We start from the raw sequence: 23,607 nt of genomic DNA on the forward strand, positions 1-23,607 counted from the left end.
GCCCGGCCGGAGGCACCGCGGATCAGAGCGGGATGTTGCCGTGCTTGCGCGGCAGCCGCAGGTCCCGTTTGCCGCGAAGGCTCTTCAGGGCGGTGGCCACGTACTCCCGGGTCTGCGACGGCTCGATGACGGCGTCGACGTACCCGTGCTCGGCCGCCAGGTACGGGGTCAGCAGGGTTTCCTCGTACTCCTTGGCCAGCTTGGCGCGCAGCGCCTCGACGTCGGCAGCCTGGCGGGCCGCCTCGGCGATCGTCTTGCGGTACAACACGTCGGTGGCGTTGCTCGCCCCCATCACCGCGATCTGCGCGGTGGGCCAGGCGAAGTTGAGGTCGGCGCCGAGGTGCTTGGAGCCCATGACGTCGTAGGCGCCGCCGTACGCCTTGCGGATCACCACGGTGACCAGCGGGATCGACGCCTCGGCGTAGGCGTAGATGAGCTTGGCGCCCCGCCGGATGATGCCGTTCCACTCCTGCTCGGTGCCGGGCAGGAAACCGGGGACGTCGACGAAGGTGACCACCGGGACGTTGAACGCGTCGCAGGTGCGCACGAACCGGGCGGCCTTTTCGGACGCGTTGATGTCGAGGCACCCGGCCAGCTGCAGCGGCTGGTTGGCCACGATCCCGACGCTCTGCCCCTCGATCCGGGCGAACCCGACGATGACGTTCGGCGCGTACAGCTCCTGCACCTCGTCGAGCTCGCCCTCGTCGACCACCGAGCGCAGGACTTCCCGCATGTCGTAGGGCTGCGTCGCCAGGTCCGGGACCAGCGTGTCGAGGTCGGCGGCGCCGGCGGACACCGCGCCGGGCGCGAACGTGGGCGGATCCGCGAGGTTGTTGGACGGCAGGTACGACAGCAGCTGCTGGACGTACCCGATCGCGTCTTCGTCGCTGGACCCGAGGTAGTGCGCGTTGCCCGAGCGCGTGTTGTTGGTCAGGCCGCCGCTCAGCTCCTCCATGCCCACCTGCTCCCCGGTCGCGCCGCGGATGACGTCCGGGCCGGTGAGGAACATGTGCGAGTTGCCGTCGACCATCACGACGAAGTCGGTCAGCGCGGGCGAGTAGCAGGCACCGCCGGCGCAGGACCCGAGGATGAGCGAAATCTGCGGCACGATGCCCGACGTGCGCACGTTGCGGCGGAAGATCTCGCCGTAGATCGCCTGCGCGACCACGCCTTCCTGCAACCGGCCGCCGGCCCCGTCGTTGATGCCGACGATCGGCCGTCCGGTCTTGACCGCCAGGTCCATCACCTTGACGATCTTGCTGCCGTGCGCCTCGCCCAGCGAGCCGCCGAACACGCTGGCGTCCTGGCTGTACACACAGACCGGGCGCCCGTCCACCTCGCCGTACCCGGTGACGACGCCGTCGCCCAGCGGCCGGTTGTGCTCCAGGCCGAAGTTGACCGACCGGTGCCGGACGAACGCGTCCAGCTCGACGAACGACCCGGGGTCGAGCAGCAGGTCGATGCGTTCCCGCGCGGTCAGCCTGCCCCGGGGGTGCTGGCGTTCGGCCGCGCGGACGGAGCCGTGCGCCACCACTTCTTCGGTGCGGCGGCGCAGTTCCTTGAGCCGGTCGGCGGTGGTGGTCGGCGCGGATTCCATGGTGCCTCCTCAACAACGTGGCCCCGGGACGACCACCGGGGGCGAGTGCCCCGGGGCACTCGCCCCCGGCGAGCTTTCACGGCTCGAGGCCGCGGCTTCAGGACGACGGCTTGCCCAGCAGCACCGGGAGGTCCTTGGTCCGGGTGAACCCGGGCCGCAGGATCCACGGGACCTCGTCGCGCGGCACCGCCAGCGACAGGTCCGGGAACCGGGTGAACAGGCCGCGCAGCGCCACCTCCGCCTCCAGGTAGGCGACGTGCTGGCCCAGGCACCGGTGGATGCCCTTGCCGAACCCGAGGTGGCTCTCGCTGCCGACGCTCAGCCGGTCGACGATCAGCTTCTCCGGCTCCGGGAACTTCCGCGGGTCGCTGTTCGCGCCCATGATCATCGGCACGACGGGCATCCCGCGCGGGATCAGCACGCCGCCGAGTTCGATGTCCTCGGTGCCGAACCGCGGCTGCCCGAACTGGATCGGGCCCAGGCGCTGCAGCTCGCGCACGGCCTGCGCCCACATCGACGGGTCCGCCTTCAGCCGCGCGAGCTGGTCCTGGTGCTCCAGCAGGGCGAGCACCGAGTTGCCGATCAGGTAGGTGGTCGTCTGGTGCCCGGCGGTGACCAGGCTGAACAGGATGCCGACCAGCTCGTCGTCGGTGACGATGCCCGGGTCCTTCGTCTGCACCTGGACGAGCGCGGTGACCAGGTCGTCCTTCGGCTCGGCCCGCCGGCGGGCGATCAGCGCACGAGCGCCGGCGAGGGCGGCGCGTACCGCGCCCGGGAGCGTCTTGCCGTCGAGCGTCGCCATGGCGTCGCTCCAGGTCTTCCAGATCGGCCGGTCCTCGACGTCGACGCCGACCAGCTCGCAGATCACCTGGATCGGCAGCGGATAGCAGTACGCCTGGACCAGGTCGATCGGCGAACCGTCCTTGGTCGCCTCGGCCAGGTCGTCGAGCAGCTTCGCGGCGATTTCCTCGACGCGGGGCCGGAACTTGCTCACCCGGTGGTTGGTGAGCGCGTAGGACACCAGCTTGCGCAGCCGGGCGTGGTCGTCGCCGTCAGAGGCGTTGATGAGGTTCTTCAGCCAGGGGATCAGCTCCTCCGGCATCTCCAGGTGCTGGAACACGCCGTTGCGGATGTCCTCGATGTCCGCGTCCTCGGGCGGGTTGGTGAGGAACCGCGGGTCGGTGAGGACGCTCTTCACGTGTTCGTAGCGGGCGGCCAGGAACATCGGCGGGCCGCCCATGAACCCGCCGATCTGCAGGGTCGGCGCCTCCCGCACCTTGGCGTGCGCGGCCCACGGGTCGGCGATCACGTCCGGGGCGAACAGATCCACCTTTTCGGCCGAAGTCTCGGCGGTGCTGGTCATGAACCTCTCCTCGAGTCGGAATGCGGGCGATTCGCCGGCCCGGGGCCGGAACGCGCCGAGGCCCGTTTTCGAACATAGGGAGACGGCACCCGGCGAACATCCCCCAACCTGATAGGCCCGGCGTGCGCTAGCGGAGGATGACCGGCAGCGACTGCAGGCCGGTGAAATCGGGCGACGGCTGGGAAACCGGCGGCCGTTCCGGGTCGGTGCGCAGTTCCGGGTAGCGGTCGAACAGGATGTTCTGCGCGATCCGGCCCTCCAGCCGGCTCAGCGGCGTGCCCAGGCAGAAATGCACGCCGTGGCCCCACGACAGGTGCAGCTTGTAGTCGCGGGTCGGGTCGAAACTGTGGGGATCGGCGAAAATGCGTTCTTCGCGGTTGGCCGCGCCGATCCACACCGAAACCAGGCGATCCTTGGGGATCTTGTGCCCGCTGAGTTCGGTGTCCACCATGGTCGCCCGGATGATGCGCTGGAACGGCGGGTACATCCGCAGCGACTCCTCGATCGCGCCCGGCACCAGCTCCCGGTCCTCGCGGATCCGCTTGGCCTGCACCGGGTTGATGTCCAGCGCCAGCACGGTGTTGGCGAGCATCGACGCGGTGGTGACGTGCCCGGCGATCAGCAGCAGGTTGGCGAAGTTGACCACCTGGGCGTCGGTGAGCCGGTCGCCGTCCACCTCGGCCTGGACCAGCGCGGTCAGCAGGTCCTCGCGCGGGGTGCGACGGCGCTCGGCGGTGTGCTCGGCCAGGTACGCCCGCAGCTGCTGGATGTCGGCGACGCGCTGTTCCATCGCGGCCGCCACGTCCTCCAGCGCGTCCTTGTCGCTGTTGAGGTGCTTGGTCATCAGCTGCTTGAACCAGACGCGGTCCGACCCCGGCACGCCGAGCATCTCGGCGATCACGATCACCGGCAGCGGGTAGGCGAGCGCCTCCACCAGGTCCATCCGGTCGCCGTCTTCGGCTTCGTCCAGCAGCTCGTGGGTCAGAGACTCGATGCGCCCGTCCAGGTTGTCGATCATCCGCGGGGTGAACCCGCGGTTGACGATGCTGCGCAGCTGGGTGTGCTCGGGGGGATCGAGCCGCACCATGTTGCCGTCGGTCAGTTCCGTCGCGAACTTGAACTTGCTCGGCATCAGCCGCTGGGAATTGCTGGAGAACGTCGCCGGGTCCATCATGACCGCCAGCGCGTCGTCGTACCCGTAGACGTGGTGGATACGCGTTTCCTCGTCGTACCGGACCTTCGCGGGCGGCACTTCCCCGCGCATCCAGACGTGCTGCTCGTGTGTCTCGAACACCGGTCTCCCTAGGTTCGCGCGGTTCTGTTCGGCCAGACAGTTACTTACCGGGAGCACCGGTGACCGCGGATCCCTCAAGCTGGTCGTTCGCCCTCCGCAACCGGCCGCCGCTATCAGAACGAGGGATGTCCGGCCGCGGGCCACCGCCCTAGCCTACGGACGAATCGGGACGACTCATGCGGGCCGACAGCGGCTTGATCCCACGGTCGAAGGAAAAGAGGGCGCGCGCCGATGTCCACTGCCGGGCTGCTGACCACGACCGACGACGACCTGCTGCGCCGGTTCACCGAGTCGGCCAACACGCACGACCGCGTGGTGGTCCCGACCCCGGCGTTCCACGAGTGGTTCGCCGAACGCCAGGCGGCCAACAGCTACCAGGTCACCCAGGTCCCGTTCGGCGAGCTGGCCGGCTGGCGGTTCCAGCCCGGCAGCGGCAACCTCGTCCACGACAGCGGCCGGTTCTTCGCGGTCGAAGGCCTGGCGGTGCACACCGACCACGGCGAGCACGCGCACTGGACGCAGCCGATCATCCGGCAGCCGGAAACCGGCATCCTCGGCATCCTCGTCAAGGAGTTCAACGGCGTCCTGCACTGCCTGATGCAGGCCAAGATGGAGCCGGGCAACGTCAACCTGACCCAGCTCTCCCCCACCCTGCAGGCGACCCGCAGCAACTACACCCGGGTGCACAAGGGCAAGCCCATCCCGTACCTGGAGTACTTCACGGCCCCGTGGCGCGGCCGGGTGCTGGTCGACGTGCTGCAGTCCGAGCAGGGCGCGTGGTTCCTGCACAAGCGCAACCGCAACATGGTCATCGAGGTGACCGACGACATCCCGGTGCTCGAGGACTTCTGCTGGCTGACGCTGGCGCAGCTGCACGAGCTGCTGCACGTGGACAACCTGGTCAACATGGACTCGCGGACGGTGCTCTCCGGCATCCCGTTCGCCGCGCCGGTCGACCGGCCGTCGATCCTCGACGAGGACTCGTTCCGCGGTTCGCTCCTGCGGTCGCTGGCCGAGCGCAAGGGCGCGCTGCACGAGCTGCCGTCGGTGCTCAGCTGGTTCACCGAAGCCAAGACCAAGCACAGCCTGGACCAGCAGCGGATCCCGCTCAACCAGGTGGACGGCTGGTACTCCACGGACAAGCACATCAGCCACGACAACGGCCGGTACTTCTCGGTGATCGGCGTCGACGTCCAGGCGAGCAACCGCGAGGTGGCGCACTGGACGCAGCCGATGCTGGCGCCGGTCGGCCGCGGGCTGCTCGCCTTCCTGGCCAAGCGGATCGGCGGCGTGCTCCACGTGCTCGTCCAGGCCCGCACCCAGGCGGGCACGTTCGACGTCATCGAGATGGCCCCGACCGTGCACTGCACGCCGGAGAACTACGAGGGCGCCGAGCCGCCGCGGTACCTGCGGCACGTGCTGGACGCCCCGCCCGAGGCGGTCAAGCACGACGTCGTGCACTCGGAGGAGGGCGGGCGCTTCCACCACGCGGAGAACCGGTACGTCGTGGTCGAGGTGGGCGACGACTTCCCGGTCGAGGTGCCGCCGGACTTCATCTGGATGACCGCCCGGCAGGCCACGAACCTGGTGCGGTACAGCAACTACTTCAACGTCGAGGCACGCAGCCTGCTGACGGGCCTGCACACGCTGTGGTGAACCGCCACCGTCCACTGAGGACGGATCAGTAGCCAGGAGGACACTTGAAGGTCATCGTGCTCGCCGGGATCACCCCGTCGACGTTCTTCGCCCACGTTTCGCTCGCCACCGCCCTGCGCGACGCGGGGCACCAGGTGATGGTGACCGCGGCCGCCGACGACGTCGTCCCGGCGATCGCCGCGGCCGGGCTGCCCGCGGTGCCGGTCATGCAGCCGAACCTGACCCGGGAACAGATCCGCGCCGAACACGGGCTGGCGGAGGTGCCGGCCGACGCCGTCGAGCGCGAGCACTGGGCGGGCCGGTTGTTCGCGGTGATCGAAACCCTGCCGATGGACAGCCTGGTGGCGTTCGGCGAAAGCTGGCGCCCGGACGTCGTCATCGGCGGCATGCTGGCCTACGGCGCACCCCTGCTGGCCGCCCGGCTCGGCGTCCCGTACGTGCGGCAGGCGTGGGACATCCACGACCCGAAGCTGTTCGACGCCGGGGCGACCGCCCAGCTGCAGAAGGAGCTGGCGGACCTGGGGCTGGACGCGCTGCCCGAGCCGGACCTGCTGGTCGAGGTCATGCCGCCGAGCCTGCGGGAACCGGGCTCGAAGCACGGGCAGATGATGCGCTGGATCGCGGGCAACTCGCAGTGCCGCCTGGAACCGTGGATGTACACCAAGGGCGCGGACCGGCGCGTCGGCATCACCGTCGGGACGGGCGTGGCCGACTACCACCAGTACGACTTCGTCCAAGGCATCGTCGAGAACGTCACCACGCTCGACGTGGAAGCGGCGGTGGCGGTGCCCGAGGAGGCCGTCCCCACGCTGCGGGAGCGGCTGGACGCCAAGAACGTCGAGGTGGGCTGGATCCCGCTCGACGTCCTCGCCCCCACCTGCGACGTCCTGGTGCACCAGAGCGGCGGCAGCACGATGATGACGGCGCTGAGCTTCGGCGTGCCGCAGGTGCTGCTCCCCGACGCCGGCCAGTTCCGCCAGCTGGACATGGCCCGCCGGCTCGTCGAGGCGGGTGCCGCGCTGATGCTCACGCACGAGCAGGCCACGACCGAGGCGATCGCGGAAAAGTGCCAGGAGATCATCTCCGACCCTCGTTACGCGGCGGCCGCGGCCGGGCTGGCACGGGAGATCGCCGCGCTGCCGCTGCCGTCCGAAGTGGTCCGGCGCATCGAATGGCTCGTCCACGCACACAACTGATCGGAAGATCCGGAAGAGGAGGACGATGCTGTCCAAAGTTCTGCGGGCCGCGGCCGCCGCGGCGGTGGTCACGGCGGTGGCGGTGCCCGCACCGGCCAGCGCCCGGGAAGACGGGGTTTCCCTGGCGGGCAAGAAGGTCGTGCTGGTCAACGACGACGGGGTGCAGGCCGCGAAGGCCAACGGATCGGACGGGCGCGGGATCTACGTGCTCCGCCAGGCCCTGTGCCGGGCCGGGGCCGACGTCGCCATCGTCGGGCCGTGGGGGCAGCAGAGCGGCAAGAGCCGGGCCGTGTCGGGCGCGCCCTTCGTCGCCGTGGCCCCGCCCCTGGCCGTGCCGGCCGAGTTCGCCGCGGACTGCGCGAACGCGCCCGGGCACGGCCTGGTGCTCGGTGTCTGCCAGGGGACTGCCCCGTGTGCGGCGGACAGCCCGTCGGTGACGCCGGCGGACTCGGTCGACATCGCGCTGACCGGCGTGCTGCCGCAGCGCCTCGGCTGGACCGGCGGCCCGGACCTGGTGGTGTCGGGTATCAATTCGGGCCCGAACACGGACATCGCGGTGAACGGCTCCGGCACGATCGGCGCGGCCACGGTGGCGGTCGAGCGGGGCGTGCCCGCGGTGGCGGTCAGTGCGGGGACGCAGGTTTCGCCCCCGCCTTCGAACGACACGTATGCGGCCGCGGCCGACGTCGTGGTGCGGCTGCTCGCTTCCCCGCGGACGTGGACGTTCGTGCAGGACATGGCTTTGGTGAACGTCAACCAGCCGGACGTCCAGCCGGGATCCGGGCCTTCGCCGGTGCGGTGGACGACGGTGGGGCGTGTGGTGCAGGGGCGGATCGCGTACACGCCGAACGGTGATGGGACGTACCAGATCGGGTACAACGCGGTGACGCCGCCGCCGGTGCTCGAGCCCGGGAGTGACACGAAGGCGTTGCTGGACGGGTATGTGAGCGTTTCGGCGGTGGATGTGAACCGGACGTACACGGGTTCGCTGACTCGCTGAGGTTTATGCCGGAAGGGCGCGCCGCGATTGCTCGCGGCGCGCCCTTTCGGCGTTTCGGTGGCTATTCGCCCCACTTGGCGTAGATCACCGGCTGCTCCCGGTGCGGCAGCTGCCGCAGCGTCAGGTTCTCCAGCCCCAGCGTCTCCCGCAGGGCCTTCGTGACCCCCGGCCACCGCGGGTGGCCGAGCTCGTCGAACGCCAGGATGCTGCCCTTCGTCAGGTGCGGCCGGATCGCCTCGAACACGTCCCGCGTCGGCTCGTAGAGGTCCAGGTCGAAGAACGCCATCCCGATCACCGTCTCGGGGTTCTCCGCCAGGTACTGCGGCACCGTCTCCCGGACGTCGCCCTGCACCACGAACGTGCGCTGGACGTGCGACACCGGATCTCCCGCTTCGTGCGCCGCGAGGACCTCGCGCAGGTGGTCCACCTCGTCCTCCGGCACCGCGAACCGGCCCACCGCCGCGCTCGGGCTCACCTCGTCCACCTCGTTCAGGTCCGGGAAACCCGTGAACGTGTCGAACCCGATGATGCGGCGGAACGAGTTGTACGGCTCGTGGATGCCGCGCAACGCCGCCAGCGTCGCCAGGTGGCGGCCGTGCAGGACGCCGAACTCCATGATCACGCCCGGGAGGTCGACCAGCTCGCGGTAGAGCGCGTCCATCGTCAGCAGGTCCGCCAGCTGGTGGCGCCGCAGGTACACCGGGAGGTTGTCGATCAGGTACACCGGCGGCATCGGCGTCTCCGTCAGCAGCTTCGTGAGCCGCTCCCGGACCTCCTTCTCCACCGGCGACTCGTGCGGCAGGATTCCCGGGTTCTTGTGTTGCGACATCAGCTTTCCTCTCAGGGGTCAGGTCGACATCCAGGCTTGCGGCGCGGGGCCGCCCCGGCCGGGCGGCGGGAACAGGGCGTCGAGGCGGGTGAGCTCCGGTTCGGACAGGGGCGCGCCCAGTGCGTCGATCGCGCCGTCGACGTGGTCTTCCGTGCGGGGGCCGATGACCGCTCCGGTGACGCCGGGGCGGGACAGCACCCACGCCAGCCCCACGTCGGCCGGCTCCCGGCCGATCTCGCGGCAGAACCGCTCGTATTCGGTGATCGTGTCGCGCCACTCCTCCAGCGCCGGCACCGCGCGGCCCTGCGCGGACTTCACCGCCGTCCCCTCGGCCAGTTTCCGCAGGACCCCGCTGAGCAGGCCGCCGTGCAGCGGGGACCAGGCGAACACCGCGATGCCGTACGCCTGCGCGGCGGGCAGCACCTCCAGCTCCGGGAACCGGGTCACCAGGTTGTACCCGCACTGTTCGGACACCACGCCGAGGAAGTGGCGCTGCCGGGCCGTTTCCTGGGCCGCCGCGAGGTTCCAGCCGGCGAAGTTGGACGAGCCGACGTACCGGACCTTGCCCTGGCCGACGAGCTGCTCCATCGCCTGCCACACCTCGTCCCAGCCGCTCGTGTGGTCGGCCAGGTGCATCTGGTACAGGTCGATCCAGTCGGTGCCCAGCCGCCGCAGCGACGCCTCGCACGCGGCGACGATGTGCCGCGCGGACAGGCCGCGTTCGTTGGGGCCGGGGCCCATTTCGTTGCCCACCTTGGTGGCCAGGACGACGTCGTCGCGCCGTGACGGGCTCGCCGCCAGCCACCGCCCGATGACCTCCTCGGTGTATCCCTTGTAGACACGCCAGCCGTACATGTTCGCGGTGTCCACGAAGTTGAGGCCCCGCGCCAGCGCGTGGTCCATCAGGCGGTGGGATTCCACCTCCTCGACCCGGCCGCCGAAGTTGACCGTGCCCAGTGCGAGGCGGCTGACGCGCAGGCCGGTCCGGCCCAGCTGCGTGTAGAACCGGTCGGGCTCGCCCGGCGTGCCGAGCCGGTCCAGGAGGGTTTCACGGGGCTGTCGCTGGGTTTCGACGACGAATGTCATGGAGGACGTCCCTGTGGGTCGACGGTGGGTGCTCAGCCGGTCGTGGCCGGCGCGCGGCCGGCGTACTCCCGGAAGTACTTGCCCAGCACGCGGCGGCAGTAGCCGTCGTCGCCGAGGCGGGCGGATTCCGGCACGAGCCGGTGCAGCCGGGCGACGGACACCGGCTGGCTCGCCGTTTCGCTGACGTACTCGCGTTCCGCCCGGATCCCGAGCCCGGCTTCGAGGTGGTCCACGATCCGTTCGATCGGCGTGGCCGTGCCGGTGGCGACGTTGACGACGGTCCGGTTCGCGCCGGTGGCGAGCAGCCGGTCCACCACGTCGACCAGGTCGTCGACGTCGATGAGGTCCCGCCGCGCGCCGCGGTAGAGCCGGACCGCGCCCGATTCGATCTGCCGCACCAGGGCGGGCACCAGCATCCGCGCGTGCTGCGCCGGGCCGACGACGTGGGCCAGCCGGAGGGCGAGGTAGTCGGCGCGGGAGGCGGCGAGCACCGCTTCCAGGGCCAGGTTGTGCCGTCCGTAGGCGGTCGAGGGGAAGACCGGCCCGTCCTCCCGGCCCGGTTCCCTGGGCACCGCGTACATGGCCGCCGAGGCGGTCGAGAAGAACACGAGCCGCTCCTGCCGCCGTTCGCAGCGGTCGATCAGCTCGTACAGGCGCGTGGCTTCCCGGGCGAAATCCGCTTCGGGGATCCCGGAAGCGACCGACACACCGAACGCGGCGAGCACGACCCCCGGGTGGGAGTCGGCGAGGGCCGCGAAGCTGCGGGCGAGAAAGCCGCTTCCGATGACCTCCATCAGCGCTCCAGCCGGCCGTGGGTGGGCGGCCCGAGCTCCGGCGGCACGGGGTGGCCGTCACGGTCGAGGGACGCGAGGACGAGGTCGATCGCGGTGTCCAGCTGCGGATCGCGGTCGGCGACCCAGTCCTGCGGCGTGATCTCCACCTCGACGTCGGGGGTGACGCCGTGGCCGTCCAGCCAGCCGGGCCCGTCCCACCACTTCGACACCGTCGGCTGGGAGACCCGCGAACCGTCCAGGAGGGCCTGGTCGGCCGGGATCGAGCCGGTCATCGAGCCGTGCGTGCGGGTGCCGACGAGCGTCGCCGCGCCGAGCAGCTGCAGGGAAACGACGAGGTTTTCCGGGCCGCAGGTGGTGAACTCGTCGACGACCACCACGACCGGGCCGCGGACGGTGTCGTACGGCCAGGTGTAGGGCTGGGCGAACCGCGGCCGGTGCCAGCCGGTGACCCGCCGGGTCAGCAGGTCCAGCAGCGGGTGCAGGTCGCCGCCGTGGTTGCCCCGCAGGTCCAGGATCAGCCCGGTGCGCTCGAGCTCCTCGCCCAGGTCGCGGTTGAGGTCGGCCCACCCGGCCGCCACCATGTCGATGATCCGCAGGTAGCCGACGCGCCCGCCGGTCCGCTCGGCCACCCGGGCCCGGCGGCGGACGGTCAGGTCGTGGTGGCGCAGCCGGGATTCGTGCGGGGTCGGCACGACGACCAGGCGGAACTCGGCGTCGTCGCGGCGCAGGGTCAGCGCGACCTGCTTGCCGGCCTTCCCGGCCAGCTGCGGCATCGGCCCGTAGGCCGGGTCGACGGGCTCGCCGTCCACGGCGGTGATGACGTCGCCGGGCCGGGCCGTCACGCCGGGTCCGATCAGCGGGGTGCGGTGCATGGCCGAGGAGATGTCGCCGGTCAGCAGCCGTTCGATGCGCCAGCCGTCCCCGGCCGTCGGCGCCAGGTCCGCGCCGAGGTACCCGGGCGGCGGCGTGGGACGGCCCTGGCCGCCGATGAAGAACACGCCGACGTGCGAGACGCTCAGCTCGCCGTGCATCTCCATGATCACGTCGAACAGGTCGTGGCTGCAGCCGATCCGGTCCAGCACCCGCCGGTAGCGGGCGCCGATCGACGGCCAGTCGACGCCGTCGACGTCGGCGCGCCAGTACCGGTCCCGCATCAGCCGCCAGGACTCGTCGAACATCTGGCACCACTCGGCGGCCGGGTCGGTCTCGACCTCGATCGCGCCGAGGTCGGCGACCAGCTCGGTCCCGTCGTCGCCGAGCGGCTTGACGTGCACGGAACCACCGGCGCGGTACGCCAGCCGGCCGCCGTTCGCGGCGACGGAGTAGGGGCCGACGGCCTTCTCCAGCAGCGTCGGGCGGCTCGCGTCGGCGAGCCGGAAGCCCACCAGCCGCGGCATCGGCGGCGGTCCGGGCGCGTGCCGGGTCGCTTCCCCGAGCACGCCGTGGATCGGCCGGTCCAGCCAGGCCACGCCACCCTCGACCGCCACCAGGGACTCGTAGGTGCCCGCCTCGACCGGGAACGGCACCACGCGCTCGGGCAGGTTCTCGAGATCTACCCCGGTCTCCGCGGGCGTGTCCTCTTCCGGCCAGCCGCCGTAGCTCGGGTCGAACGGCGACGGCGCCCGCCCGTCGAGCGGCACCAGGTGCGGCCGCACGCCCGGGACGAACCCGGCCTGCTGCAGCTGCCCGTTGAGGTTCGGGCCCGTCGGGTCGAGCGTGCTGCCCGACAGGAAGGCGAGGTACCGGCCGTCGGCGGTGAAGGCCGGTGAGCCGTCCTGGAACCGACCGCGGGTGACGTCGGCGAGGTGGCCGTCCGCCAGCCGGGCGAGCCGGATCCGGCTGCGGCCACCACCGCGGGACGACGTCGGCTGCGCCCAGGCGAGCAGGTCGGACCCGGGTGAGAAGGCGAGGCCGGCGCAGGGGCCGTGGTCGTCGTCGGTGCGGACCAGCTCGGTCAGCGTGCCGGCGGCCAGGTCCACGGTCAGCAGCCGGACGTCCGTGGCGACCGCGGCGGTCCGGCCGTCGGGCGCGACGACGAGTTCCCGCGCCCGGCCCAGTTGCCCGTGCGCCAGCCGGCGGGCCGGGGAGCCGTCCTGTGGGAGGACGTCGATGCCTTCTTCGCCACCCTGGTCGCTGACGCAGACGACGGTGGCGGCGTCCTCGGTGACGACGGGCAGTCGCGCCCGCGCGCCCGGGACGTCGAAGACGGGCCGGGGCTCGCCGCCTCCGGCCGGGAGCAGGTGCAGGGTGCCGCGCACCTCGGCGACCAGGTGCCGGCCCGCCGGGTCGAGCGCGAAGCCGCCGGTCGCCGTCGCCCCGGACCAGGTGCGCGGGAGCCGGCCGTGGCCCGCGTTCGCCAGCCGGATCCGCAGCTGCACCGGCTGTTCGCTGCCGGGCGCCAGCAGGAAGAGCCGGCCGGACTGCTCGTAGACGACGTGGTTGCCGTCCGAAGTCGCATTGCGCGCGTAGAACTCGCCGAGGTCGCCGTGCCGGCGCAGGCCCGAACCGTCGATCTCCGCGGAGTAGAGCGCGCCGACGCCCTCGTGGTCGGAGAGGAACGCCATCCGCGAGCCGGCCCAGACCGGGTTGGTCAGGTTCCCGCCGAGTGACCGCAGCACCGGCTCGAACGTCTTGCCGTCCGGGGAATACCAGATCTTGCCGGCGCAGCCGCCCCGGTACCGCTTCCAGTAGACCGGCTCGAACACCGTCATCGTGCCGACCAGCTGGGCGCCGTCGGCGCGCACCGCGAGCTCCGCGGCGGGCCCGCAGGGCACCTCGCGCGGCGGCCCCCCGACGGGGACGGCGAACATCCAGGCGCGCCGGTCGGCGGCGCGGCCGTAGCCGGAGCGGGCCAGCACCTCCGTGTCGGAAAGCCAGCCGCAGGTCGCGGTGTTCCGGTCGGCCCAGTGCGTCAACTGCTGCGGGCGGCCGCCGTCGAGCTCGGTGTACCAGACCTCGCGCGAGCCACCGCGCAACGCCACCGTGTTGCCACCCGTCACCGACGTCCACGCCAGCCGCGTCGCCGAGGGGTTCAGCCGCGGCAGCGACACGCGCGCCCCGCCCGGACCGGCGTCCTCGACCACGCACCGCGCCGTCGCGGTCCCGGCGAGGGCCTCCGCGACCGACGTCAGCCACACCCGGTCCTCGGCCACGAACGTGAGCACGTCACCGGCGACGTGGGGGTGCCTCAGGTAAGTGTCAGCAGTCACCTCCGGGACGCTAGGGCACCGGTGATCGCCCGGGCATCCCTCGATCTGATAGCGCCCACGCCTACCAGCTTGCAGGATGCTCGGCGGCCCGTCCCTTCCCTAACGTGGGCGCGAAACGACGTCGCAGCACGCTTTTTCCGCCCGGAAGGACGGCCCATGACCGCCACCGAGGAACCCGTGACCGAGATCGCCGCCTTCCCCGAGGACCGGACCTGCCCCTACCAGCCGCCCGCCGGCTACCGGGCGGCGGCCGCGCACGGCCCGATCTCGCAGCTGGAGCTGTACGACGGCCGCGTGGTCTGGGGCGTCACCGGCCACACCGAGGCCCGCCGGCTGCTGGCCGACGCGCGCCTGTCCACCGACCGCCGGAACCCGGCCTTCCCCGCGACGACCGAGGTGGTCGGGCGCATCCGCAACCGCCTCACCCCGCCGCTGGTGGGTGTGGACGACCCGGTGCACAAGGTGCAGCGCGGGCGGCTGATCCCGAGCTTCACGCACCGGCGGATCAATGCCCTGCGGCCGCGCATCCACGAGATCGCCGCGCGGGTGCTCGACGCGATGGTCGAGAAGGGGCCGCCCGCGGACCTCGTCACCGACTTCGCGCAGCCGCTGCCGTCGATGGTGATGTGCCACCTGCTGGGTGTGCCGTACGAGGACCACGACCACTTCGAAGAGCGGACGACCCGGATGCTGTCCGGCGAGAACCCGGCGATCGCCATGGGGGAACTCCGGGAGTACCTGCTCGCCCTGGCCGGCGAGAACCGGCACAAGCTGAACGAGGGGTTGTTCGGCGACCTCGTCGAAGCGCCCGAGGGCGAGGTGTCCCGCGCCGACCTGGTCGACCTGACCGTGGTCATCCTCGGCGCCGGCTTCGAAACCACGGCCAGCATGCTTTCGCTCGGCATCTTCACGTTGCTGGACAACCCGGAGCGGCTCGCCGAGCTCCGCGCGGACCCGTCGCTGTGGGGCGCGGCCGGCGAGGAGCTGCTGCGCTACACCTCCATCACCGACGGCATCACGCGGGTGGCCACGGAGGACATCGAGATCGGCGGGGTCACCATCCGCAAGGACGACGGCATCATCTTCCTGACGTCGGTGCTCAACCGCCACGAGGACGTCCGCGAAGACCCGGACGTGCTGGACTGGCACCGCCCGACCCGCAACCACATCGCGTTCGGGTTCGGCGCCCACCAGTGCCTCGGCCAGAACCTGGCCCGGATCATCCAGGAAGTCGCGCTGCAGGAACTGTTCGACCGGCTGCCGGACCTGCGCCTGGCGACCGCGGCGGCAGAGATTCCGTTCCGGCCGGGTCACGCGGTGCAGGGCATGGTCAAGCTGCCGGTCACCTGGTAGCGATCAGGCGGGCGAGGGACACCGCGCCGCGCAGGGAAGACAGGCCTCCCAGCGCGGCCGGTCCCACCGGCAACGGCAGCTGGCCGGGCCGGGCGAACTCCGTCAGGTGCTCGGAAACCCAGCCGGCGAGTTCGGGGATGCCCGCCGCGAAACCGCCGCCCAGCACCAGGCGGTCCGGGTGCAGCAGCTCCTGGACACCCGTCGCCGCGGCGGCCAGGGCGCGGGCCGTGCGGCGGACCGCACTGACCGCCCACAGCTGCCCGTCGCCCAGGGCCTGCCGGAGGTCGTCGAACGTCACCGCCGCTTCCCGCAGGTCGGCCGCACGGTCCAAAGTGGCCGGTCCGGACGCGATGGCCTGCAGGCAGCCGCGCCTGCCGCACACGCAGGGCGGCCCGTCCAGCTCGACCACGACGTGGCCGAGCTCGAACGAGCCGCGGGAAGGACCGGGGCAGGGCTCGCCACGCAGGACCAGGCCGCCGCCCACCCCCGTGCCGACCCCGAGGTAGAGCAGGTTGCCGCAGTCCGCGGCCCGGGCCTCGGCGAGCGCGCCGAGGTCGCCGTCGTCCGCCCACGCGACAGCCGCCTCGGGGAACAGCTCCTGCAGCGACACGTCCAGGGCCAGGCCTGTCCACTCAGGACGGTTGGGCCACGCGGTGACCCGGCCGTCCGGCGAGACCGTGCCGGGCATGGCGACCCCGACCGCGCGCAGGGGCGAGCCGAGCCGCGTCCGCAGCTCGGCCACGTGCCCCGCGAGCCGGGCGAGGTCCGCCGCGGCGCTGTGCCGCGGCCCCCAGGCGAACGCCGTCTCGTCGACCGGCCCGGCGTCGGTCTCGGCGCGGAAAGCGACCTTCGTGCCGCCGATGTCGATCCCGAGGTACACCGGCTTCAGCGGAGCGACAGCGCCGGGCACAGGGCGAGGAGGTCGGCCGGACGCTGCAGCACCACGTCGGGCCCGGCGGCGAGCAGCTCGCCGACGTCGTCCGGGGGTGCCCACAGCGCGGCGGCCGAGGCGACGCCGGCGTCCCGGGCGCTGGCCAGGTCGGTCGGCGCGTCGCCGACCATGATGGCCCGTTCGGCCGGGACGTCCAGCAGGTCCAGGGCCTTGAGCACCATGTCAGGGGCCGGCTTCGGCCGGGCGACCTCGTCCGAGCCGATCACGTGCGCGAAGAACGGGAGCAGGCCGAGCTTGTCGAGCAGCGAACGCGCCCGCGGACCGCTCTTGCCGGTCGCGATGGCGAGCCGCAGCCCGCGGGTGCGCAGCGTCAGCAGCAGTTCGACGACACCGTCGAAAACCGTCACCTGGTCGGCGAGGCGGTAGCTCTCGCGGACGAACGGTTCCTCCATCGCCAGCGGCAGGTCCATGATCCGCATGATGTCGGGGAAGTACCGGCCGAGGTGGCGCCGGTACTCCTCGAACGGCGCCGGGCCGTCCCCGACGACTTCGGCGTAGGCGATGGCGAAGGCTTCACTCATCACCGCGAAGCTGTCGACGACGACCCCGTCGAGGTCGAAGACGACCGCGTGCCGGGCGGACACCGAGGGATCGGCCTCGGTGCCGGGCCGGTCGACGATCGGGAAAGCCATGGAGCACCCTCTCTACTGGTACGCCGGGACCGGGCGCGGATCGCGCGCCGAGCGGGCCGAGGCGTAGAAGTTTTCGATCATTCGGACGATCGGCCGAGCCTCGGCGACGGCGGCGCCGCGGTTGCCGAGGTCGGCCAGCCTGGCGGCGAGCCCGTCCAGCTGGCGCCGGTACTCGGCCCCGATCGGCTCGGCGGGCAGGGTGATGGGGGTGGTGGTGCCCTCGCTGGTCAGCGTCAGCTCGGGTTCGGGCCGGCGGTTGGGACTGAAGCCGAACGTGCACTGCAGCTCCGCGACGCCGGCGCTGCCTTCCACGCGGATCAGGGTGACGTCCCGTGCCTCGTGCGAGGCCCAGCTGGCCCGCAGCGAAACGGAGACGCCGTCGTCGCGGACGAGGAAACCGCGGGCGGTGTCCTCGACGTCGGCGGTGTCGGCGCCCGAGGAGTCCTTGCGCCAGGCGGCGCTCCACGCACCGACGTTGACGAAGTCATCCGAGGTCGACCCCGTCACCTGTGTGAACCGGCCCGGGCCGAGCAGGTGCGCGAGCGTGTCGAGCAGGTGCCAGCCGAGGTCGAACAGCACTCCGCCGCCCGCCTTGTCGCGCTGGGTGAACCAGCCGGCCCGCGGCACGCCGCGCGACCGGACCCACGCCAGGTCGACGTGCCGGACGTCGCCGAGGTCGGGCACGAGCTGCGCCAGCGCCGCGACGTCGGCGCGGTACCGGGCGGCGCTGCCGGCCAGCAGCATCCCGCCGCTGCGTTCGGCGGCGGCCAGGACGTCGACCTCGGCGGAGGTCAGGCACACCGGTTTCTCCAGGAAGACCGGGATCCCGGTGGCCATCAGCGAGCCGGCCACCTCGGCGTGCAGGTGGTTCGGGACCGCGACGACCGCCAGGTCGACCTCCCGCGCGGAGAGCGCTTCCACGCCCGCGTGCACCGGGATGCCCGCCGTCTTGGCGAAGGCCGCGCGTGACGCCGGGTCGGCGTCGACGGCGGCGACCACCTCGAAGTCCGCGTGCTCGCGCAGCAGCGGCAGCCACAGTTCGCGGCCGGCCCAGCCGAGGCCGACCACGGCGACCTTGACCGTCATGCAGACGCCACCGCGTCGGCGATGATCTCGGCAGTCGCGTGCATCTCGGCCTCCCCGGCCAGCAGGGTGCGGTGGTGCAGCCACACGCAGTCCGCGCTGATGGCTTCGGTGTTGGGACAGCGCTTCGCGACCGCGTCGAGGCTCTCGTCCGGCGCGCCGATCTCCCAGAACGCGTCGGTGCGGTAGATCGCGCGGAACCCGGCGAACGCGGGAAGGCCCGCGGAGACGAGCTTCTCGACCAGTGCGTTGCGCCGCTCCTCGGTGATCCCGGGGATGCGGAACATCGCCATGTAGTGCGAGTTGCGGTCGGCGCGCGGGTCGTCGCCCTGCGGGACGACCCCGTCGATGCCGGAGAGCAGCCGGGACAGCAGGGCCCAGCGCTCGTCGCGCAGCGCGATCTGGTCGTCGAGGCGGCTCAGCTGCGCGCGCAGCACGGACGCCGAGAACTCGTTGAGCCGCATGTTGGAGCCGGCGATCAGGTGCAGGTACCGGGTGTCGTTCTTCGGACGGCCGCAGCTGTGGCGCAGGAACGCGCGCTCGTGCATCTCCTTCTCCGGGAAGAGCACGGCACCGCCTTCGCCCGCGGTCATCAGCTTGCCGTTCTGGAAGCTGAACGTCGCGACCGTGCCCAGCTCGCCGACGCGCTTGCCCTGCCAGCGGGCACCGTGCGCGTGCGCGGCGTCCTGCAGGATCTGCACGCCGGTGTCGGCCGAGAGCTTCGCGAGCGCGTCCATGTCCGCCATCAGCCCGGCCATGTGCACCGGCATGATCACCTTGGTGCGCGGGGTGATCGCGTCGGCGGCGGCCGCGACGTCGATGCAGTAGGTGTCCGGGTCGACGTCGACCGGGACCGCGACCGCGCCGAGCCGCTGCGCCGCCTGGGAAGACGAGATGAAGGTGAAGGCGGGCACGATGACCTCGGTGCCCGGCCCGACGTCCATGCACTGCAGGGCGAGCTCGAGCGCGTGCGTGCCGTTGGTGACCGCGAGCGCGTGCTCGGCGCCGTGGTGCTCGGCGAACTCGCGCTCGAAGGAATTGACCTCGTCGCCGCCCATCCGCCACCACAGGCCCTGCTCCAGGGCCCGGATCAGGCCTTCCCGCTCGGCCTCGTCGTAGTGCGGCCACTGGGGGAACACCGGTGCCTGTCGCGCGTTCATGTCTCTCCGATTCTCCATGGGGTCGAACCTCTTCACCAAAGGCCGAACAAAGCGCGGTAGGAGTCCATCAGGCATTGCAGAACGAGGTCCACCGCATTCGTACCGGCCGCGGGCTTCCGCTCGGCGGCAACGCTGTCGCCGAACTCGCTTTCCAGGTGTTTCACCAGTGCATTCCACGCGGCTTCGTCGTACTCGACCGGCTGCGGGAGTTCTGCAGGCTGTCGCGCGTCCATATTTCTCCGAATCTTCGCCCGGTTCCCAAAATATGGCGGCGCCCGGCCGGGCCGCATCCCCCGGCCTGGTAGTAGTCCCCGCCGTTCAGGGCAACCCGAAAAAGGCCCGGTAGGAGTCCAGTTGCCCGTCGAGCATGTGCATTCCGCAATGCACGGGATGGCCGAGTTCCGCGGCTTCACGCAGCAGCCGCGTTTCCCGTGGCTTCATGATGATGTCGGCCACCACGCAGCCCCGGGGCAGCAGCCGCGGCCGGAACGGCAGCGGATCGCCCGGGTCCAGCCCGAGCGGCGTGGCGTTCACGACGAGGGCGGCGCCGTCGGTGTCCGGTTCGGCCGAGGTGGCGGTCCGGCCCGGCCAGTGCGCGTCCAGGCGGTCGCGCAGCGCGTGCAGCTTCGCGGTGTCCGGGTCGCACACCGCCAGCCGGGCCACCCCGGCGTCCAGCAGGGCGGCCGCGATCGCGCTGCCGGCGCCGCCCGCGCCGACGAGCGCCACCCGTTCCCCGGTGACGTCGTGGCCCGCCCCCGCGAGACCGGCCACGAAGCCGAGGCCGTCGAAGTTTTCCGCGTACCAGCTGCCGTCGGCTTCCCGCCGGAGCGCATTGGCACTGCCGGTGATCTCCACCGTCGGGCTGCGGTGGTCGGCGAGCCCGGCGGCGGCCGTCTTGTGCGGCACCGTGACGAAGATGCCGTCGAGGTTGCCGATGCGTTGCAGGCCACCGACGACCTGGGCGAGGTCCGCGGGTTTCGCGTGCACCGGGACGAGCACCGCGTCGACGCCCAGCCGCGCGAACAGCGGGTTCAGCAGCCCGGGCGACCGGACCTGGGTGACGGGATCGCCCAGGACGACGTACAGCCGGGTGGTCCCGCTGATCACCGGACCTCCACCTGCGTGCCGCACCACAGCTGCGCGACCGAACGAGCGAGCTGCACCGACTGCGCCGCGTTGAGCCTCGGGTCGCAGGCGGTCCGGTAGCGGGCGGGCAGGTCGGCCTCGGTGACGCCGGGGGAACCGCCGAGGCATTCCGTCACGTCGTCGCCGGTGACCTCGACGTGGATGCCGCCGGGGTGGGTGCCGAGGCCGCGGTGGACCTCGAAGAAGCCGGCGAGTTCGTCGAGCACGTGGTCGCAGTGCCGGGTCTTGAACCCGTTGCCCGACCGGCGGGTGTTGCCGTGCATCGGGTCGCACTGCCAGATCACCTCGTGCCCGGAGGCGGCGACCTTCTCCACGATCGGCGGGAGCACGTCGCGGACCAGGTCGTGGCCCATCCGGCTGACCAGCGTCAGCCGGCCCGGCGTGCGGTGCGGGTCGAGGCGTTCCACGTACTCGACGGCCTGTTCGGGGGTCGTGCTCGGCCCGAGCTTGAGGCCGATCGGGTTGGACAGCAGCTCCGCGAAGGCGATGTGGGCCCCGTCGAGCTGGCGGGTGCGCTCGCCGATCCACAGGAAGTGCGCCAGCCCGCTCGACAACCGCGGTTCCGGGCCGGTCGCGTCCGCCCACAGCACGGCTCGTTCGTAGTCGAGCAGCAGCATTTCGTGGCTGACGTGGACGTCGTCCGCGCAGAACTTGCGGACCAGGTCCATCGCCTCGAGCGCGTGGGCGTGGGCCCGCAGCATCCGGCGCGGGTCCGGGGTCCGGGCGGCCACCGTGGGTTCCGGGGCGTTGATGATGTCGCCGCGGTAGACCGGCAGCCCCAGCGCGTCGACGGTGTTGGACCGCGGTTTCGCGTACTGCCCGGCCATCCGGGCCAGCTTGACCACCGGCAGGCCGGCCGCTGCCGAGAGGACGTCCGCCATCTCCTCCAGCAGCCGCAGGTTGCCCAGCAGGTGGCTTTCGGTGTTGCCGTCGAACGTCTCCGCGCAGTCGCCGCCCTGCAGCAGGAACGCCTCGCCGCGGGCGACGGACGCGAGCCGCGCCGCCAGCCGGGCCGTCTCCGCCGGGGCGACGACGGGTTCGGCGTCGTGCAGCTGCCCGGCCACCCGGGCCGCCCGCGCGGGGTCCGGCCACTCCGGCTGTTGCGCGGCGGGCCGGTTCAAAGCCTCGTCCAGCCTGCGGCCCAGCGCCCGGTCCACCGCGCGCGAGTGACGGTTCGGGCCGCCCGGCTCGGCGGGTCCGTGCAGGAGCCGTCTCATGCCGGTGCCGCATCGGTGGCCGCGACCAGGTCCGCCAGGCGTTCGCGGGGCATCTCGGCGAGGACGCGCGACACGAGTTCCGGCGGCACGTCGCTGACCAGTTCCGCGCCGCGGGGCCCGTCCAGGACGAAGGCGAGCCCGGTGATCGCCTTCTTGTCCCGGTGCATCTGCCGGATCAGGACGTCCGGATCGACGCCGCCGGGCAACGCCGCAGGCAGGCCGTAGTGGCGGACGACGGCGAGGTGTTCGTCCACCCGGGACTGGTCGATGCGGCCCAGCGCGCCCGCCAGCCGGCCCGCGAAGACCGTGCCGATGGCCACCGCCTCGCCATGCCGCAGGGCGAAGTCCGTCGCGAGCTCGAGGGCGTGCCCCAGCGTGTGCCCGTAGTTGAGCAGGTGCCGCAGCCCGGTGTCCCGCTCGTCCTGCGCCACGATGCCGGCCTTGAGCGTGACGCTGGCGGCGATCTGCTCCGGCAGCGTCCGCCCGCGCAGGTCCGGCGCGCCGATGAAGTGGCAGCGGGCGATCTCGCCGAGGCCGTTGAGCACCTCGCGCCGCGGCAGGGTCGTCAGGTAGTCGGTGTCGCACAGGACCGCGCTGGGCTGCCAGTAGGCGCCGACCAGGTTCTTGCCCGCCGGCAGGTTCACCGCGGTCTTCCCGCCGACGCTGGCGTCCACCTGGGCCAGCAGCGTCGTCGGCAGGTGGACCACGGCGACCCCGCGGTGGTACAGCGCGGCCGCGAGCCCCACGACGTCCGTGGTCGTGCCGCCGCCGCAGGAGACGACGACGTCGGACCGCGTGAGCCCGAACCGCGCGAACTCGCCGCACAGTTCCTCCACTGTGGACAGCCGTTTGCCCGGCTCGCCGTCGCGGGCGGGCAGCAGCAGCGTCTCGACGCCGGTGCCGGGCACCCAGTCCGCCGGACGCGCCGACACGACCGCCGCGCGCCGGGCCCCGAGCCGCCGGACGACCCCGGGCAGCGAGTTCCGCACCCCGGGACCGACGAGCACGTCGTAGGACCGCTCGGCGAGGCGGACCGGGATCGTGGTGGGGCTCATGGCGCCTTCTCCCGCGGCTCCGGCAGCGTCCGGTACGGCAGGTCGGCGATCCGGGCCACCGGCTCGCTGCCGTGGTGGAGGTATTCGCCGCCGTAGAAGAAATTGAGGTACGGGATGTAGTGGTGGGCGTACGCGGACCTGCACAGGCCGGCGAACCGCGCCAGCAGGCCGTCCCTTTCCGTCATCGTCTTCCCTTCCCGGTTCAGCCGAGCTCGCCGGACAGCACGTGGCCGATCAGCGCGCGGTGCTCGTCGTCGTCGGTGATCGTGCGGACCTGCTCGCGGCCGTCCCGGACCGTCAGGTACCGGCGCTGCCGCAGGAACACCTGGCCGGTTTCGAACGCCCGGCCGCACAGGACCTCCTGCAGGTCGGTGCGATCGGTGTCCCCGACGAGGGCCCGGAAGTTGTCCTCCAGTTCCTTCCAGTCGCTCCACTGGCGGGGCTGCGTCGTGAACGTGTAGACGACGCTCCAGCGGGTGACCGCGCCCCGGCGTTGCAGTGCGTACCCGGCTTCCCGTTCCACCAGCCGGAACTGGCTCCCGTGCTGGGTCTGCACGCCGGGGCCGACCGGCAGCGGCTCGAGGTAGGTCGGGCCGGGGTACCCGACGTCGACGAGCCATTCGCGGCCGTCGAGGGTGACCAGGTTGAACATGTGCTCGACGTCGGTCCCGAAGGTCTCGCGGCCTTCGGTGGTGCTGCCCGCGAGCGGCGAGACGTCGTAGCCCAGCTCGGTCAGGAGCCGGTGGAACAGCCGGTTCAGGTGGTAGCAGGCGCCCCCCTTCCCCTGCGCGATGCTGGTTTCGAAGACGGCGTCCTCGTCGAGGTCGACCACGTCGGTCGCGTCACGGAGGCCGTAGGCGACGCTGCTGTAGGGGATCGTCATGAGGTGGCTCTTCTGCAGCCTCCGCAGCGTTTCGAGGTCGGCGCCGGTGGCTCCGGCGCAGCCGATCCGCCGGAGGTAGGTACTCACGTCGAACACGGTTCA

At 72.0% G+C, this 23,607-nt stretch carries 21 protein-coding genes; 4 read left to right on the top strand and 17 right to left on the bottom strand.

From position 1 onward, the window contains the following. Positions 1–22 precede the first annotated feature (22 nt). The 3 genes from AB0J55_RS41640 to AB0J55_RS41650 form a co-directional block, all read right to left on the bottom strand. Positions 23–1,597 carry an acyl-CoA carboxylase subunit beta gene (locus AB0J55_RS41640; RefSeq protein WP_364262221.1) on the bottom strand — a complete coding sequence of 525 codons (1,575 nt, stop codon included), beginning with the start codon at positions 1,595–1,597 and terminating at the stop codon, positions 23–25. 97 nt (positions 1,598–1,694) lie between these two features. After that, positions 1,695–2,960 (bottom strand): cytochrome P450, encoded by a 1,266-nt coding sequence (locus AB0J55_RS41645; RefSeq protein ID WP_364262224.1) that lies wholly within the window; start codon positions 2,958–2,960, stop codon positions 1,695–1,697. Between the two features lie 127 nt (positions 2,961–3,087). Continuing rightward, positions 3,088–4,254 carry a cytochrome P450 gene (locus AB0J55_RS41650; RefSeq protein ID WP_364262228.1) on the bottom strand — a complete coding sequence of 389 codons (1,167 nt, stop codon included), beginning with the start codon at positions 4,252–4,254 and terminating at the stop codon, positions 3,088–3,090. A gap of 231 nt (positions 4,255–4,485) precedes the next feature. Here AB0J55_RS41650 and AB0J55_RS41655 point away from each other — a divergent pair, with 231 nt between their 5' ends. The 3 genes from AB0J55_RS41655 to AB0J55_RS41665 are packed head-to-tail and all read left to right on the top strand — an operon-like array spanning position 4,486 to position 8,106. Further along, positions 4,486–5,910: an NDP-hexose 2,3-dehydratase family protein gene (locus AB0J55_RS41655; RefSeq protein WP_364262231.1), complete on the top strand. Its 1,425-nt coding sequence runs from the start codon at positions 4,486–4,488 to the stop codon at positions 5,908–5,910. A 44-nt stretch (positions 5,911–5,954) separates the two neighbouring features. Next, positions 5,955–7,106: a glycosyltransferase gene (locus AB0J55_RS41660; RefSeq protein WP_364262234.1), complete on the top strand. Its 1,152-nt coding sequence runs from the start codon at positions 5,955–5,957 to the stop codon at positions 7,104–7,106. A gap of 25 nt (positions 7,107–7,131) precedes the next feature. Then, positions 7,132–8,106, top strand: coding sequence for a 5'/3'-nucleotidase SurE (locus tag AB0J55_RS41665; RefSeq protein WP_364262237.1), 975 nt, complete (start codon positions 7,132–7,134; stop codon positions 8,104–8,106). A gap of 61 nt (positions 8,107–8,167) precedes the next feature. On the opposite strand, the gene AB0J55_RS41670 is transcribed toward AB0J55_RS41665, so the two are convergent. From AB0J55_RS41670 to AB0J55_RS41685, 4 genes are read right to left on the bottom strand one after another with little or no spacing between them, the layout of a single operon-like run. After that, positions 8,168–8,935 (bottom strand): class I SAM-dependent methyltransferase, encoded by a 768-nt coding sequence (locus AB0J55_RS41670; RefSeq protein ID WP_364262240.1) that lies wholly within the window; start codon positions 8,933–8,935, stop codon positions 8,168–8,170. Between the two features lie 18 nt (positions 8,936–8,953). Further along, a complete protein-coding gene (locus AB0J55_RS41675) occupies positions 8,954–10,021 on the bottom strand; it encodes an aldo/keto reductase (protein ID WP_364262243.1) in 1,068 nt (355 codons plus the stop codon). A gap of 32 nt (positions 10,022–10,053) precedes the next feature. Then, a complete protein-coding gene (locus tag AB0J55_RS41680) occupies positions 10,054–10,815 on the bottom strand; it encodes an NAD-dependent epimerase/dehydratase family protein (protein WP_364262246.1) in 762 nt (253 codons plus the stop codon). Beyond that, a complete protein-coding gene (locus AB0J55_RS41685; RefSeq protein WP_364262250.1) occupies positions 10,815–14,024 on the bottom strand; it encodes a PDZ domain-containing protein in 3,210 nt (1,069 codons plus the stop codon). The genes AB0J55_RS41680 and AB0J55_RS41685 overlap by 1 nt, the downstream gene beginning before the upstream one ends. A 156-nt stretch (positions 14,025–14,180) precedes the next feature. Here AB0J55_RS41685 and AB0J55_RS41690 point away from each other — a divergent pair, with 156 nt between their 5' ends. Beyond that, positions 14,181–15,377, top strand: coding sequence for a cytochrome P450 (locus AB0J55_RS41690; protein ID WP_364262253.1), 1,197 nt, complete (start codon positions 14,181–14,183; stop codon positions 15,375–15,377). Here AB0J55_RS41690 and AB0J55_RS41695 read toward each other — a convergent pair. The 10 genes from AB0J55_RS41695 to AB0J55_RS41740 all read right to left on the bottom strand — a co-directional run bounded on the left by AB0J55_RS41695 (position 15,367) and on the right by AB0J55_RS41740 (position 23,601). Next, on the bottom strand, positions 15,367–16,287 hold the full coding sequence (locus AB0J55_RS41695; protein ID WP_364262256.1) for an ROK family protein: 921 nt from the start codon (positions 16,285–16,287) through the stop codon (positions 15,367–15,369). The two genes, AB0J55_RS41690 and AB0J55_RS41695, sit on opposite strands and share 11 nt — an antisense overlap. Further along, complete coding sequence (locus tag AB0J55_RS41700; RefSeq protein WP_364262259.1) at positions 16,263–16,961, bottom strand: HAD-IA family hydrolase; 699 nt, start codon at positions 16,959–16,961, stop codon at positions 16,263–16,265. The genes AB0J55_RS41695 and AB0J55_RS41700 overlap by 25 nt, the downstream gene beginning before the upstream one ends. 12 nt (positions 16,962–16,973) lie before the next feature. Beyond that, positions 16,974–18,047 carry a Gfo/Idh/MocA family oxidoreductase gene (locus tag AB0J55_RS41705; RefSeq protein ID WP_364262262.1) on the bottom strand — a complete coding sequence of 358 codons (1,074 nt, stop codon included), beginning with the start codon at positions 18,045–18,047 and terminating at the stop codon, positions 16,974–16,976. Next, positions 18,044–19,204 (bottom strand): 3-amino-5-hydroxybenzoate synthase, encoded by a 1,161-nt coding sequence (rifK, locus tag AB0J55_RS41710; protein WP_364262265.1) that lies wholly within the window; start codon positions 19,202–19,204, stop codon positions 18,044–18,046. The genes AB0J55_RS41705 and rifK overlap by 4 nt, the downstream gene beginning before the upstream one ends. A gap of 32 nt (positions 19,205–19,236) precedes the next feature. After that, positions 19,237–19,437, bottom strand: a complete 201-nt coding sequence (locus AB0J55_RS41715) for a hypothetical protein (RefSeq protein ID WP_364262268.1) — start codon at positions 19,435–19,437, stop codon at positions 19,237–19,239. Between the two features lie 85 nt (positions 19,438–19,522). Next, complete coding sequence (locus AB0J55_RS41720; RefSeq protein ID WP_364262271.1) at positions 19,523–20,311, bottom strand: shikimate dehydrogenase; 789 nt, start codon at positions 20,309–20,311, stop codon at positions 19,523–19,525. Further along, on the bottom strand, positions 20,308–21,567 hold the full coding sequence (locus AB0J55_RS41725; protein WP_364262274.1) for a 3-deoxy-7-phosphoheptulonate synthase: 1,260 nt from the start codon (positions 21,565–21,567) through the stop codon (positions 20,308–20,310). Before AB0J55_RS41725 ends, AB0J55_RS41720 begins: the two co-directional genes overlap by 4 nt. Continuing rightward, the gene (locus tag AB0J55_RS41730; protein WP_364262277.1) at positions 21,564–22,622 is read right to left on the bottom strand and encodes a 3-dehydroquinate synthase family protein; all 1,059 of its coding nucleotides are present in this window, start codon (positions 22,620–22,622) and stop codon (positions 21,564–21,566) included. The genes AB0J55_RS41725 and AB0J55_RS41730 overlap by 4 nt, the downstream gene beginning before the upstream one ends. Continuing rightward, complete coding sequence (locus tag AB0J55_RS41735) at positions 22,619–22,807, bottom strand: hypothetical protein (protein ID WP_364262280.1); 189 nt, start codon at positions 22,805–22,807, stop codon at positions 22,619–22,621. Before AB0J55_RS41735 ends, AB0J55_RS41730 begins: the two co-directional genes overlap by 4 nt. A 17-nt stretch (positions 22,808–22,824) precedes the next feature. Continuing rightward, positions 22,825–23,601 carry an arylamine N-acetyltransferase gene (locus AB0J55_RS41740; RefSeq protein WP_364262283.1) on the bottom strand — a complete coding sequence of 259 codons (777 nt, stop codon included), beginning with the start codon at positions 23,599–23,601 and terminating at the stop codon, positions 22,825–22,827. Positions 23,602–23,607 lie beyond the last annotated feature (6 nt).

The sequence above is a fragment of the Amycolatopsis sp. NPDC049688 genome (genome assembly GCF_040674975.1).
In the GTDB taxonomy this organism is placed as follows: domain Bacteria; phylum Actinomycetota; class Actinomycetes; order Mycobacteriales; family Pseudonocardiaceae; genus Amycolatopsis.